Consider the following 12,559-nt stretch of genomic DNA (forward strand, 5'->3'; position numbering starts at 1 on the left):
CGCTAGGCCCTGCCGGCCAGGCCCGATTCGTAGGCGAAGACGACCAGTTGGGCCCGGTCGCGGGCGGCGGTCTTCATCATGGCGCGGTTGACGTGGGTCTTCACCGTCGCGGGGCTGATGAAGAGGCGCTCGCCGATCTCGATGTTGGAGAGCCCGGCGGCGACCAGGACGGTGATCTCCCTTTCGCGGTCGGTCAGGTCGGCCAGGCCCGGCACGGCGCGCGGCCGCTGCGGCGCGGGCTGCGCGAGGACCCGCTCGATGAGCGCGCGGGTGGCGGCCGGGGACAGGAGGCGTTCCCCGGCGGCGACGGTGCGGACCGCGGCGATGAGGGATTCGGGGTCGACGCCTTTGCCGAGGAATCCCGAGGCGCCCGCGCGGAGGGCCTCCAGGACCAGTTCGTCGGTCTCGAACGTGGTGAGCACCAGGACTTTCACGCCCGCCAGGTCCTCGTCGGCGGTGATCCGCCGGGTGGCCTCGATGCCGTCGAGGTCGGGCATGCGGATGTCCATGACGACGAGGTCGGCGCGGGTCGAGCGGGCGAGCGCCACCGCTTCGGCGCCCGTGGCGGCGTCGCCGACGACTTCGAGGTCCGGAGTGGAGTCGAGCAGGAGCTTGAAGGTGGCCCGCAGCAGGGCCTGGTCGTCGGCCAGGATCACGCGGATCGTCATCGGTCGGCGCCTTTCTCGGTGGCGGGGAGGGTGGCGTGGACTTCGAACCAGTTGCCGGGCAAGGTTTCGGCGGTGAGGGTGCCTCCGGCGGCGAGGGCGCGTTCGCGCATGCCGATGAGGCCGTGGCCGGTCCCGGCGGCCCGCTCGTGCCCGGAGGGAACGACGGGATTGGTGACGCGCAGGTCGAGCCGGTGCTCTGACCAGTCGAAGTGGAGGGTCACCGCCGTCCCGGGGGCGTGCTTGGCCGCGTTGGTCAGCGCCTCCTGGACGATGCGGAACGCAGCGAACTCGCCTTGTTGTCCCAGCGGCCGGGCTGTGCCGGTCTCGACGAGGCCGACCTGCGATCCGGCCGAGCGGAACGAGTCCAGAAGCGCGTCGAGCCGGTCGAGTCCGGGGACCGGTCGCAAGGAGTCTTCGGACCGGTCGGCCTCATCGCCGTAGCGCAGCAGGCCCACGGTGGCGCGCAGTTCGTCGATGGCCCAGCCGGTGTGCTTGGTGATGTTGCGCAGGGCCTGCTCGGCGGCGGCCGGGTCGGTGCGCATCAGGTACTCGGCGACCCCGGCCTGGGCGTTGACGAGGGTCAGGTTGTGGGCGAGGACGTCGTGGAGTTCGCGGGCGATCCGCAGCCGCTCGTCGAGGACGGCCTGCGTCTTGTCGTTCTCACGTTCGGCCGCCGCCTGCTCGGCGCGCTCGCGCCTCGCGGTCACCATCGCCCCCGCGGCGGTGGCCAGGAGGACGAGGTTGAACATGACGAGGTCGGTGAGCAGCCGGTCGGCCGGGTATCGGAGGACGCCTACGGCCATGAGGATCAGGCCCGCGGTGATGCCCGCGCGCCAGCCGAGCCGACGCGGCACGCGCGCGGCGAGCGTGAACGCGGCCGCCATAGTCGCCAGCGGGACGGGCTGGAACGCACCGATCGAGACCTCGAACCGCGCGTCCGCGAGCGGCACGAGCAGCAGATGGGCCGATTCGGCGAGGACCGTCCCGGCCAGCGCGGCCATCGGCAGGTAGGTGCGCACCAGCAGCGGCAGCCAGGCGGCGACGGTGGCGGTGAGGAGGACGGGGCCGGGCGGGGTGAACTGCCCGGACCGCAGGGATGCGGTGTAGAGCATGACCGCGAGCATCCCGAAGGTGAAGACCCAGCCCGCCGGGGCGGGACGCGCGTTGCGTCCCGCCCCGGCCAGGGCGTGCAGGCGCCGGGCGATCCCCGTGCCGGCCGGCTGTGTCATTCGGTCTCCTCGTTGCGGCCCGTGCCCGCCGCGGCGAGCGGGCGCTCGGCCCGGTGCCTGCCGACGTTCGCCGGCTCGGGCGCGCCCTCGACCGACAGGTGCGGCGTGATGCGCTCGGCCCACCGAGGATACGACCAGTTGCGGTCCCCGATCAGGTGCATGAGCGCAGGGACCACCATCAGGCGCAGGACGAACGCGTCGACGAGGACCGCGAGGGCCAGGCCGATGCCGATCGCCGAGACGATCCGCTCGCCGGTGAACCCGAAGGAGGCGAACACGCACAGCATGATCGTCGCGGCGACCGCGATGACCTGCGCGGTCTCGCGCATCCCGATGTGGACGGCGCGGTGGTTGTCCTTCGAGTGGACCCATTCCTCGTGCATGCGGCTGACCAGGAACACCTGGTAGTCCATGGAGAGGCCGAAGACGATGCCGACGAGGATGACCGGGACGATGTACATGATCGGGGCGCCGGTGCCGACACCGAGGAGTTCGGAGCCCCAGCCGAACTGGAAGATCGCGGTGATCGCACCGAGCCCGACGGCGATGGTCGCGAGGTTGCTGAGCGCGCCCACGAGCGGGACGAGGACGCTGCGGAAGGCGACCGCGAGCAGCAGGAATCCCATGAGCGTGATCAGCCCCAGGTAGAGGGGCAGGCGGTCCATGAGCGCGGTCGAGATGTCGATGTTCGTGGCGGTCTCGCCGCCGACGTGGACCTGGAGACCGGTGCCGTCCTCGGCGGCGGGGACGAGGTCGCCGCGCAGGGTCTCGACCAGGTCCTGCGTCTCGACGGTCTGCGCGCTGGTGGTCGGGGTGACCGCGGCGACGGCCACGGTCTGCCCGGGTTGGACGGGTGCGGCCGAGACGGCGGCGACGCCGTCCGTGTCGGACAGGTCGGTGACCAGGGCGTTGAAGGCCGCCGCGGCGTCCGCGTCCGGGGTCTCGGCGACCAGGAGGAGCGTGGCGTCGATGCCGTCGCCGAAGGCCGGGGACATGAGGTCGGAGTACTCGCGGTTCGCGGAACCGGCCGGGTCGCTGGAGGCGTCGGCGTTGCCCACGCGCATGCTCAGCGCCGGGACGGCCAGCGCGACCACGACGGCCAGGCCGATCACGGCCGTGGTCTTGGGGAGCCAGCCGACGAGGCGGGCCCAGACGGAGGCGGCGATCGGCGGGACGGGGTCGGCGTCGGGTCCGGCGGTGGCGAGTTCGGTGCGCTGGCGCTTGGAGAGGGCCTTGAGGCCGATCATGCCGAGCAGGGCCGGGAGCAGGGTGATCGCGGCGGTGACGGTGAACAGGACCGTGAGGCCCGCGGCCTGGGCCATGCCGGTGAGGACCGGGAGCTGGACGACGAACATGCCGAACAGGGCGACGGCGACGGTGAGGCCGGCGAAGACGACGGCGCGTCCGGAGGTGTCGACGGCCTTGACGACCGCGTCGCGGACCGTGGCGCCGGCGAGGAGGGCCTTGCGGTAGCGGTTGACGATGAAGAGCGCGTAGTCGATGCCGACGCCGAGGCCGATGAGCGCGCCCATGGTGATCGAGGTGTCGGCGAGGTCGATCGCATGGGAGGCGAGCATGACGGCCATGAGGGAGGCGCCGACGCCGACGACGCCGGTGACGATCGGCAGGGCGGCGGCCCACATCGAGCGGAAGACGAGCAGGAGCAGGGCGAGCGCGGCGAGGATGCCGACGATCTCGGTCCCGTGGGAGGCGGTGGGGCCTTCGGCGAACGCGGTGCCGCCGAGGGCGACCTCGATGGAGGCGGAGTCGAGGCTTTCGGCGGTGTCGCGGATCGCGTCGGGGTCGGCGTCGTCGGTGACGGCGACCGTGGCGTAGGCGGTGTTCTCGGCCGTGTCGATCTGGGCTTCGGCGCCTTCGCTGTAGGGGCTGACGATCGCCTCGACGCCGTCTTCGGCGTCGACGGCTTCGAGCATGGCGGCGATGCCGCTCTTGACGGCGGGGTCGTCGATCGCGAGGCCGTCGGTGTGCCAGACGATGGTGCCGCTCTGCGTGTCGGAACCGGGGTAGGCCTCGTCGAGAAGGGCGTAGGCGGTCGCGGATTCGCTGTCGGGCAGTTCGGTGACGTCGGTGAATCCGGAGCCGAGGCCGGCGACGGCGGCCGCGAGGCCGATCAGGAGTGCGATCCAGCCGGTGAGGACCAGGGACCGGTGCCGGACGCACCAGCGGGCCAATGCTGACATGGGAGAACCTCTCTGACGATCAGTGGGAGGTCTCCAGTCTCGTTTCGGAAGGCGCCGCCGTCGTCGGCTGAACGCGGTGTCCGGTGTACCGCGTCCGCGGTACACCGGACGCACCGTCGGTGGCACTCAGGCCTCGCGCCTGCCGAGTTTGACGAGCAGGGCCGTCCAGAGTGCGCGCAGGCGTTCGCGGAAGAAGTAGGCGACCGCGATGACGATGAGCACGAAGGGGATCGCGATCGGCAGGACCGTGGTGAACCCGAGGACCACGACGAGCGCTTCGACGCCGATGAAGGACACGACGCCCATGTAGCCGAACATGGTCAGGGCCTGGAGGCGGAACACGAGGGCGGCCAGGGCGGCTCTGATCCGGGTCATCAGGGCAGGCACTTGTCCGACTGGGTCTCCGGGCGGTAGGGGGCGGCGTGCGGGAGGGGGCTCGCGCCTTCGGGTTTGCAGGCGTCGAGCATGAGGCCGAGGTAGCGGCGCCAGCTGTCGTCGTTCTGGTCCATGCCCCACAGGACGTTGGTGAGCATGCCCATGATGCGGCCGATGTCGTCGGAGGTGAGGTCAGGGCGAAGTGTCCCGGCGGCCTGGGCGCGGGCGGCGAGTTCGGCGACCGCGCCGAGGACCGGGGCGGTGACCTCGGCGGTGAGCGCGCCGGAGTTGGTGGCCGCGGCGAGGACGTGGCGTTCGCGGCTGACGAGTTCGAGGGTGGCCTCCATGGCGGCGACGAGGCCGGCGCGGGGGTCGTCGCCGGCGAGTGCCCGTTCGAGGACGGGGGCGAGGGCGGCGGTGATGCTCCGTTCGAGGGCGGCGCGGACGAGGGCTTCGCGGTCGGGGAAGTGGCGGTAGACGGTGCGGGCGCCGACCTCGGCGCGCTTGGCGACCGCTTCGAGGCTGGCGTCGGGTCCGGTCTCGGCGAAGACCTCGCGGGCGGCGTCGAGGATGCGTCCGGCGTTGCGGACGGCGTCGGCGCGCGGGGGCCGCTCGGTCTCGGTGCTCATCACCCCATGATACAAGTGGCAGAGTTCTGCCATCTATGTTACGGTCACCGGGAACTGGAAACGACAGAATTCTGTCATTTAAGGAGACCTCCATGACGAAGACCCTCGGCCTCATCGGCGCCGGCATGATCGGCGGCACTCTTGCGCGCCTTGCGATCGCGGCCGGAATCGACGTCGTCGTCGCGAACTCGCGCGGCCCCGAGACCCTCGCCGAGCTCGTCGCCGGACTGGGCGAGCGCGCCCGCGCCGCCACCGCGGAGGAGGCCGCCGAGGCGGGCGACCTCGTGGTGGTCAGCGTGCCGCTGTCGGCCTACGAGCAGCTCCCGGCGAAGGCGCTGGCGGGCAGGACCGTGCTCGACACCATCAACTACTACCCGCAGCGCGACGGCCGGATCGCCGTCCTCGACGCGAACGAGTCGACCACGTCGGAGCTCGTGCAGCGACACCTCGCCGACTCGCGGGTCGTCAAGGCGTTCAACAACATCACGTTCTTCAGCCTCGGCGACCTGGCACGTCCTTCCGGGGCCGCCGACCGCAGCGCCCTGCCGATCGCCGGGGACGACGCCGGGGCCAAGGGCGAGGCGGCCGCGCTGCTCGACGCGCTCGGCTACGACGCGGTCGACCTCGGTTCGCTCGCCGAGAGTTGGCGTTCCGAGCCGGGCACCCCGGTCTACGTCGACCCGTACATGCCCGGGCCGATCCCCGAGGGGCTGAACGGCGAGCAGGCGTTCGGATGGCTCATGTCGACCCCGTCCACGCCGGTCGCGGCCGCGCGGGTCAAGGAGCTGCTGGATGCGGCCGTGCGCGGCACGGCCGGTGGCGTCTTCCCCAAGATGTAGCGGATCAGGTCGTCGCCCGCTCCTTGACGGCGCGGGCGACGACCTCGCCGAGCCAGGACCGGGCCTCGCTGAAGCGGAACCCGAGGGACGTCGCGCGAGCGGTGTCCATGGCGTAATAGCGGTCGAAGGCGTACGGGGAGACTTCCTCCCCGGCGACGGCGAACCGGGGCTCGCCCGCGCCGGCGGCTTCGATCGCGGCGCAGACGTCGGCGACGTCGAGTTCCCCGGCGGAGGCGGCGTTGACCGGTCCGGTGAACGATTCCCTTGCGGCCCAGAGCAGGACCTCCGCGATCTCGCCGTCGCGGATGAAGGAGGCGGGGTGGTTCACCGGGTGCACGCCGATCGGCTCACCGGCCGCGACGCGGTCGATGTAATAGGCGAGGCGGCCGGTGAAGTCGGCGCCGCCGAGCACGTGGGCGCAGCGCACCGAGGCGAAGTCGAAGGCCGCGCCCGACAGGACGGCCTCGGCCTGGCGCTTGCCTTCGCCGTAGTGCGCGTCGGCGAAGACCGGATCGCTCCACGGGAGCACGAGGTCGACCGGCCAGGCGGCGGGATCAACCGCCACCTCGCCGACCGGGGTGCCAGGCGGCTGCTCGGTGAGGCGGGCGGAGGTGCCGGGGTGGTAGACCTCGACGGTCGAGGTCATCACGTACCGCGCGGTGCGGCCCGCGAAGACGTCGCGGGCGACGGCGGCCTGGCGCGGGGTATAGCAGACCTGGTCGACGACCACGTCGAAGCGCTTGTCCCCCAGCGCTTTACGGAGCGCCTGTTCGTCGTCGCGGTCGGCGATCAGATGGGTCGCGCCCGGCGGGGCGGGCGCGGAGCCGCGGTTGAGCACCGTGACCGCGTCGCCGTCGGCGAGGAACCGTTCGACCAGGTGGCGCCCGAAGTAGCGGCTGCCGCCGATGATGCACACGTCGTTCATGCCCACAGCCTCTCTTGTTAGGGTCGAAAGCGGAAGTGGTGATCTGGTTAAGGGGTCGTAAGGAGAACTGATGATCGATGTGCACCGGCTGCGCGTCCTGCGCGAGGTCGCCCGGCACGGCAGCTTCAACAAGGCCGCCGGGGCGCTGCGGTGCACGCCGTCGGCGGTGTCCCAGCAGATCGCCGCGCTCGAACGGACGCTCGGCGCGGACGTGGTCAGCCGCAGCACCCGCGGCGTCCACCTCACCGAGTCCGGCCGGCTCCTGGTCGAATCGGCCGAGGCCATCGCCGCCGAGCTCCAGCACGTGCAGCGGCAGATCGCCGACCTGTCGACCGGCACAACACGGCTCACGATTGCGACGTTCACCAGCGGCGGGCGGCGGTTGCTGCCGGAGGCGTTGCGGGGCTTGTGCGCTGCGCATCCGGAGCTGGAGGTCGCGATCCTCGAACACGAGCCCGAGGACAGCCTGCCGCTGGTCCGCTCAGGCGGTGCCGACCTCGCTTTGGCGTACCACTTCGACGGCCCTCCGCCGGTGCGGCCGGGCGACCGCAGCGGGCTGGAGTGGACTCCGCTGGCCGATGATCCACTGTGGCTGGTGCTGCCCGACGGGCACCGGATGGCCGGGGCCGCCGAGGTGCATCTTGCGGACCTCGCCGAGGAGCGGTGGGTTCTCGGCTGCCTCAGCACGGCCGGGCTGCTGCGCGACCTCGCGGCGCTGGCGGGGTTCGCGCCGCGGATCTCATGCAGCGCAACGGATTACTTCTTCGCGGCGTCCCTGGTGGGGGCGGGCGTGGGCATCTCGCTGCTGCCGCAGCTGGCGCTCGACCAGGTCCCGACCGGACTCGCCGTCGTCCCGCTCGCGCACCCGCGGCCTTCGCGCCACGTGGGGATCGCCGTCTCGACGCGGCGCGGTGCCGCGGTGCGGCCCTACCTGGACCTGCTCGCCGTGGCACTGCGATCCGCCGCCGATGCCCTCAGTGCAGGGCGCCCAGGAGCTGGGCACTGAAGGGGTTGGTCTGCTCCCCCTTGACGATCCGGCTCGGCCAGTCGGGGTCGGCGATCAGGCTGCGGCCCACGGCGATCATGTCGAACTCGTCGCCTTCCATGCGGTCGAGGAGCTTCTCGATGCCGGTGGTCCCGGGCTGGAAGGCCATGCCCTCGGGGCCCATGAACTCCTTGTCGAGGCCGACCGAGCCGACGGAGATGACGGGCCGCCCGGTGAGCTTCTTGGTCCAGCCGGCCAGGTTGAGGTCGCTGCCGTCGAACTCGGGCAGCCAGTAGCGGCGGGTGGAGGCGTGGAACGCGTCGACGCCGGCGGCGGCGAGCGGCGCCAGGAGCTGTTCGAGCTCACCGGGGTTCTCGGCCAGGCGGGCGTCGTAGGCGCCGCCCTTCCACTGGGAGAAGCGGAACGTCACCGGGAAGTCCGGGGAGACCGCGCCGCGGACGGCCGCGACGACCTCGGCGGCGAAGCGGGTGCGCGAGGCCAGTTCGCCGCCGTAGGAGTCGGTGCGGTGGTTCGTTCCCGCCCACAGGAACTCGTCAATCAGGTAGCCGTGGGCGCCGTGGATCTCGACGCCGTCGAAGCCGAGGCGCTCCGCGGCGGCGGCGCTCTCGGCGTAGGCCGCGAGCACCTCGTCGATGTCGGCCCGGGTCATCGCGCGGCCCTTCGGCGATCCGTCGAGAGCGAGGCCCGAGGGGCTCAGCACGTCGGCGTCAGGCACCGGGCCGGTGCCGGGGTCGCGCGTGGCGCCCACGTGCCACAGCTGCGGGAAGATCGCGCCGCCCGCCTCGTGGACGGCCTCAGCGACCCGCCGCCAGCCCTCCAGCTGCTCCTCGCCGTGGAAGCGCGGGATGCGCGCGCTCGCCCACGTCGACTCGTGGCCGATGTAGGTGCCTTCGGTCACGATGAGGCCGACGCCGCCCGCGGCCCGGCGGGCGTAGTACGCCGCGACGTCCGCATCCGGCACGCCACCGGGCGAGAACTCCCTGGTCATGGGGGCCATGACCACGCGATTGCGCAGGTCGAGGCCGTTGATCGCGGAAGGGCGGGCGAGCAGCTGCGCGGCTCGCTCCGCGGTGGCGGTGCGGCGGTCGTTCACGGGTCGTCTCCTTGTAGACGGCGTATCTTTACTAGACAACGTACACTCAAAGATACGTCGTACACAACTGCTACGGTGTGAGGCGGCACGAGAGAGGCGGAGGCCATGGCTGAGAAGGCGACCGAGGACGTCCCGGTCACGCTCTGGGAACGGCTCGAACGCCCCGCCCGCACCCCCCGGCAGCGCCTCAGCGGCCCGCGCATCGCCGCCAAGGCCGTCGAGATCGCCGACGCGAAGGGCCTGTGCGCGGTCACCATGCGCACCCTCGCGACCGAGCTCGAAGCCGCGCCGATGGCCGCATACCGCTTCGTCGACGGCAAGGACGACCTCTTCGCGATCATGGTCAACGAGGTGTACGCCGAACTCGACGTCCCCGAAGGGCCCTGGCGGGAGGTCCTGCGCGCCTACGCCGTGCAGATCCGCGACATGATGCACCGCCACCGCTGGCTGGCCGAACTCCCCCCGCACGTCACGATGACGCCGACCCCGAACCGCCTCGCCTCGATCGACCGCGCTTTGGCCTCCCTCGACGGGCTCGGCCTGGACATCGAGGCGATGATGGCGGCGGTCCGGACGGTCTCGGGCTTCGTCCACGGCACCGTCGGCGACGAGGTGGCGCTGACCGAGTTGCAGCAGGTGAGCATGGCGAACAGCCGCGAGGAGATCCGCAAGGCGCTCGGCCCCCAGTTGCAGTGGCTGCTCGCCAGCGACCGGTTCCCGGTCTACGAGCGGTACATCTACGAGTCCGGCTGCGCCGAGGAGCCGCAGGTGCACTTCGACGCCGGCCTCGAACTGGTCCTGGACGGCATCGCGGCGCGCATCGAGCGCGCGAACACCAACTGAGAAGGAGCGATCCCCTTGTCCCACCGCAGTTCCAAGGTCAGTCCCCCGGTCGACGAGCGCGCGCTGTTCATCGGCATCCACCCCGACGAGTTCGGACCCGGCGAGCTGCCGCCCGGGATGACGCCCGCGACGCTGGCCGCCCAGATCGAGCGCGGCTGGGCCGCGATCGAGGCCGAAGGCGTCACCGGCGAGTGGTGCGGCCTCGGCAAGGACCCCGACGACGCCGAGGCCGAACTGCGCCGCCGCTTCGCCGACAAGCCGTTCGGCCTGGCCGTCATCGGCGGCGGCATCCGGCTGCTCCCCGAGCACACCGTCCTGTTCGAACGGATCGTCAACGTCCTCATCGACCTCCAGCCGGGCATCCGCCTGAGCTTCAACACCAACCCGGAGAACTCGCTGGAGGCGCTCCGCCGCTGGCTCGACCGCTAACGGGACGGGCCGACCGGATCCCGGTCGGCCCGTTCTCGTTCAGGCGCCGAACGCGGCGGCGTTGTCGCTCGCCCAGTCGGCGAAGGTGCGGGCGGGCCGGCCCAGGAGCTCCTCCACGGTGCGCGTGGTGGGGCCGGGGTTGACGGCGTAGTCGGACAGCGAGCCGAGCAGGCGCGCCGGGACCTCTTCGGGCAGCCCCTGGGCGAGCATCCCCTGGCGGACCGCCTCGGCCGGGACCTCCTGGAAGGACAGCGGCCGGCCGAGGGCGGCGCCGAGGAGGCGCACCTTCTCGGCCTGGTCGAGCGACTGCGGCCCGGTCAGGGCGAGGGTCGCGCCCGCATGGTCGCCGTTCAGGAGGGCCTGCACGGCGACGGCGGCGATGTCGGCCTCGTGGATCGGCGAGGTGGCGGCGCGGGCGTACGCGCCGCGGACCACGTCGCCGGCCTGGAGCTGCGGGGCCCAGGCCAGCGCGTTGGCGTCGAAGTCGGCCAGGCGCAGGACGGTCCAGTCCAGGCCGGAGGAGGCGACGAGGTCTTCGGCGGCCTTGAACTGGGCGGCGAAGCGGGGCTCGCCCGCGGGGTGGTCCACTGTGGTGGACGAGAGGAGCACGGCGCGCTTGACGCCGTGCGCGTGGGCGAGTTCGAGCAGTTCGCCCAGGCCGGGCCCGGTGGCGCGGGGGCTGAGGAGGATCGCTTCGACGCCGTCGAGGACCGGTTCGAGCCAGCGGGGGCTGAACAGGTCGCCGCGGGCGGCGTGGACGGTGTCGGGGAGGCGGGCGTCGCCGCGGGCGACGGCGGTGACGGGGGCTCCTGCTTGCAGGAGTTGCTGGGCCGCTTGGCGTCCGACGACGCCGCCGGCTCCGGTGAGGAGGATCATCAGGGGTTCCTGCTTTCAGTTGACGGTCGAGCCCTGGCGGGCGGGGGCGTGCGCGACGCGGTGGCGGCGGGCGGGGAGGTAGAAGGTGGGGTTGGCGGGGGCCCAGGCGGCGGCCTTGCAGATGAACTCCTTGTAGAGCGCGGCGGTGCGGCCGTGCATCGCCGAGTCCTTGGGGCGGTCGTCGGGGGTGACGAACTGGACCAGGCCCTCCTTGCGGCCCAGGCTGATGCACTGCTGGGTGTAGTGCATGGCGGGGCGCTTGGCGGTGGCGCCGGTGAGGCGGGCGACGATCGCGTCGGCGGCGATCCAGGCCATGGGGTTGCCTGAGGCGCAGGACATGCGCAGGGGTGTTCCGGCGTCGCCGATCGCGTATCCGGTGTCGCCGACGGCGTACACGTCGGGGTGGGAGACGGAGGCCATCTGGGCGTCGACGACGATGCGGCCGTCGGCGGCGAGTTCGAGGGTCGTGGTCTCGGCGAAGGGGTGGACGGCGAAGCCGGCGGTCCACACGGTGGCCGCGGCCGGGATCTCGCGGCCGTCGGCGGTGGTGATCGAGTCGGGGCCGACTTCGGTGACGGCGGCGTGCTCGTGGACGGCGATGCCGAGGCGGCGGGTGACCTTGCGCAGGTGCGCGCGGGCCTTGGGCGAGAGCCAGTCGCCGTACTCGCCGCGGACGGCGATGGCGACGTGCAGGTCGGGGCGGGACTCGGCGAGTTCGGTGACGGCCTCGACGCCGGTGAGGCCGCCGCCGACGACGGTGACCGGGGCGCCGGTGCCCAAGCGGGCCAGGCGGTCGCGCAGGCGCAGGGCGCCGGGTCGGCTCGCGATCTCGTAGGCGTGCTCGGCGGTGCCGGGGACGCCTTGGGGGTTCCAGCCGCTGCCGAGGGCGTAGACGAGCGTGTCGTATTCGAGCTCGCGGGGGCCGTCGGGGCCGGTGACGGACACGGTCCTGCGGTCGACGTCCATCGAGGCGACCTTCGCGATCACGAGTTCGACGCCGGTGCCGGCGTACATCGCGGCGAGGGGCCGGTGCTTGAGGCGCTGGCCGGTCGCGAGCTGGTGGCTGCGGACGCGTTCGACGAAGTCGGGTTCGGCGTTGACGAGGGTGAGGTGGACGTCGTCGGGGTGGAGCCGCCTGGCGAGGCGTCCCGCGGCGAAGGCGCCGGTATAGCCGGCGCCGAGGACGATGATGCGGTGCTTCATTGGGGCTGTCCGTTCGTGTTCACTGGTGCACTGGGCTCCAATGTGAATGAACGGCGGGCGGGTCGGCAACGGCGAAGGGTTCAATGCACCGTTCACCGGAGGTGAACGCGCTGCTGGGCGCGGGTGGGCGTTCAGCCCGGTTGAACCGGTGTTTCGCAGGTCGGCGGCGCCGGGCCGCGGCGCCCCGGGGAGGCGGGGCGCCGCGGCCTCGATCAGGCTCTAGCAGGAGGCCCCGGAGTTGAG

The 12,559-nt window shown here is 72.2% G+C and carries 13 protein-coding genes; 4 read left to right on the plus strand and 9 right to left on the minus strand.

All coding sequences use genetic code 11. The features are described 5' to 3' along the window. Nucleotides 1-2: 2 nt before the first annotated feature. From DI269_RS08165 to DI269_RS08185, 5 genes are all read right to left on the minus strand, one after another. Entirely contained in the window at nt 3-668 is a 666-nt protein-coding gene (locus tag DI269_RS08165) for a response regulator transcription factor (RefSeq protein ID WP_112134600.1), read from the minus strand. Beyond that, the gene (locus DI269_RS08170; protein WP_112134601.1) at nt 665-1,897 is read right to left on the minus strand and encodes a sensor histidine kinase; all 1,233 of its coding nucleotides are present in this window, start codon (nt 1,895-1,897) and stop codon (nt 665-667) included. Before DI269_RS08170 ends, DI269_RS08165 begins: the two co-directional genes overlap by 4 nt. Further along, nucleotides 1,894-4,098: an MMPL family transporter gene (locus tag DI269_RS08175; protein WP_112134602.1), complete on the minus strand. Its 2,205-nt coding sequence runs from the start codon at nt 4,096-4,098 to the stop codon at nt 1,894-1,896. The genes DI269_RS08170 and DI269_RS08175 overlap by 4 nt, the downstream gene beginning before the upstream one ends. 126 nt (nt 4,099-4,224) lie before the next feature. Beyond that, on the minus strand, nt 4,225-4,473 hold the full coding sequence (locus tag DI269_RS08180) for a hypothetical protein (RefSeq protein ID WP_112134603.1): 249 nt from the start codon (nt 4,471-4,473) through the stop codon (nt 4,225-4,227). Further along, the gene (locus DI269_RS08185) at nt 4,473-5,102 is read right to left on the minus strand and encodes a TetR/AcrR family transcriptional regulator (protein ID WP_157974837.1); all 630 of its coding nucleotides are present in this window, start codon (nt 5,100-5,102) and stop codon (nt 4,473-4,475) included. Before DI269_RS08185 ends, DI269_RS08180 begins: the two co-directional genes overlap by 1 nt. A gap of 92 nt (nt 5,103-5,194) precedes the next feature. Between DI269_RS08185 and DI269_RS08190 the strand changes: the two genes are divergently transcribed. Continuing rightward, a complete protein-coding gene (locus DI269_RS08190; protein WP_112134605.1) occupies nt 5,195-5,941 on the plus strand; it encodes an NADPH-dependent F420 reductase in 747 nt (248 codons plus the stop codon). 4 nt (nt 5,942-5,945) lie between these two features. On the opposite strand, the gene DI269_RS08195 is transcribed toward DI269_RS08190, so the two are convergent. Continuing rightward, the gene (locus DI269_RS08195; protein ID WP_112134606.1) at nt 5,946-6,866 is read right to left on the minus strand and encodes an NAD-dependent epimerase/dehydratase family protein; all 921 of its coding nucleotides are present in this window, start codon (nt 6,864-6,866) and stop codon (nt 5,946-5,948) included. 70 nt (nt 6,867-6,936) lie between these two features. On the opposite strand from DI269_RS08195, the gene DI269_RS08200 reads away from it, so the two are divergent. Further along, the gene (locus DI269_RS08200) at nt 6,937-7,872 is read left to right on the plus strand and encodes a LysR family transcriptional regulator (protein ID WP_112134607.1); all 936 of its coding nucleotides are present in this window, start codon (nt 6,937-6,939) and stop codon (nt 7,870-7,872) included. Here DI269_RS08200 and DI269_RS08205 read toward each other — a convergent pair. After that, nucleotides 7,841-8,965, minus strand: a complete 1,125-nt coding sequence (locus tag DI269_RS08205; RefSeq protein WP_232822670.1) for an NADH:flavin oxidoreductase — start codon at nt 8,963-8,965, stop codon at nt 7,841-7,843. The genes DI269_RS08200 and DI269_RS08205 overlap by 32 nt on opposite strands. A gap of 105 nt (nt 8,966-9,070) precedes the next feature. On the opposite strand from DI269_RS08205, the gene DI269_RS08210 reads away from it, so the two are divergent. Together DI269_RS08210 and DI269_RS08215 are read left to right on the plus strand one after the other, a co-directional pair. Next, complete coding sequence (locus DI269_RS08210; protein WP_112134608.1) at nt 9,071-9,808, plus strand: TetR/AcrR family transcriptional regulator; 738 nt, start codon at nt 9,071-9,073, stop codon at nt 9,806-9,808. A 15-nt stretch (nt 9,809-9,823) separates the two neighbouring features. Further along, the gene (locus DI269_RS08215) at nt 9,824-10,237 is read left to right on the plus strand and encodes a hypothetical protein (protein ID WP_198667256.1); all 414 of its coding nucleotides are present in this window, start codon (nt 9,824-9,826) and stop codon (nt 10,235-10,237) included. A 39-nt stretch (nt 10,238-10,276) separates the two neighbouring features. On the opposite strand, the gene DI269_RS08220 is transcribed toward DI269_RS08215, so the two are convergent. Next, the gene (locus DI269_RS08220; protein ID WP_112134609.1) at nt 10,277-11,113 is read right to left on the minus strand and encodes an NAD(P)H-binding protein; all 837 of its coding nucleotides are present in this window, start codon (nt 11,111-11,113) and stop codon (nt 10,277-10,279) included. 15 nt (nt 11,114-11,128) lie between these two features. Continuing rightward, complete coding sequence (locus DI269_RS08225) at nt 11,129-12,316, minus strand: NAD(P)/FAD-dependent oxidoreductase (protein ID WP_112134610.1); 1,188 nt, start codon at nt 12,314-12,316, stop codon at nt 11,129-11,131. Nucleotides 12,317-12,559 lie beyond the last annotated feature (243 nt).

It is taken from the genome of Glycomyces dulcitolivorans (assembly GCF_003265355.1).
Lineage (GTDB): Bacteria > Actinomycetota > Actinomycetes > Mycobacteriales > Micromonosporaceae > Glycomyces > Glycomyces dulcitolivorans.

Excerpts from the sequence above, each read along its gene's own strand:
- DI269_RS08220 (WP_112134609.1), bottom strand. The coding sequence starts at position 11,113 with ATGATCCTCCTCACCGGAGCCGGCGGCGTCGTCGGACGCCAAGCGGCC.
- DI269_RS08175 (WP_112134602.1), bottom strand. The coding sequence starts at position 4,098 with ATGTCAGCATTGGCCCGCTGGTGCGTCCGGCACCGGTCCCTGGTCCTC.
- DI269_RS08195 (WP_112134606.1), bottom strand. The coding sequence starts at position 6,866 with ATGAACGACGTGTGCATCATCGGCGGCAGCCGCTACTTCGGGCGCCAC.
- DI269_RS08165 (WP_112134600.1), bottom strand. The coding sequence starts at position 668 with ATGACGATCCGCGTGATCCTGGCCGACGACCAGGCCCTGCTGCGGGCC.
- DI269_RS08200 (WP_112134607.1), top strand. The coding sequence starts at position 6,937 with ATGATCGATGTGCACCGGCTGCGCGTCCTGCGCGAGGTCGCCCGGCAC.
- DI269_RS08190 (WP_112134605.1), top strand. The coding sequence starts at position 5,195 with ATGACGAAGACCCTCGGCCTCATCGGCGCCGGCATGATCGGCGGCACT.
- DI269_RS08225 (WP_112134610.1), bottom strand. The coding sequence starts at position 12,316 with ATGAAGCACCGCATCATCGTCCTCGGCGCCGGCTATACCGGCGCCTTC.
- DI269_RS08185 (WP_157974837.1), bottom strand. The coding sequence starts at position 5,102 with ATGAGCACCGAGACCGAGCGGCCCCCGCGCGCCGACGCCGTCCGCAAC.
- DI269_RS08170 (WP_112134601.1), bottom strand. The coding sequence starts at position 1,897 with ATGACACAGCCGGCCGGCACGGGGATCGCCCGGCGCCTGCACGCCCTG.
- DI269_RS08210 (WP_112134608.1), top strand. The coding sequence starts at position 9,071 with ATGGCTGAGAAGGCGACCGAGGACGTCCCGGTCACGCTCTGGGAACGG.
- DI269_RS08180 (WP_112134603.1), bottom strand. The coding sequence starts at position 4,473 with ATGACCCGGATCAGAGCCGCCCTGGCCGCCCTCGTGTTCCGCCTCCAG.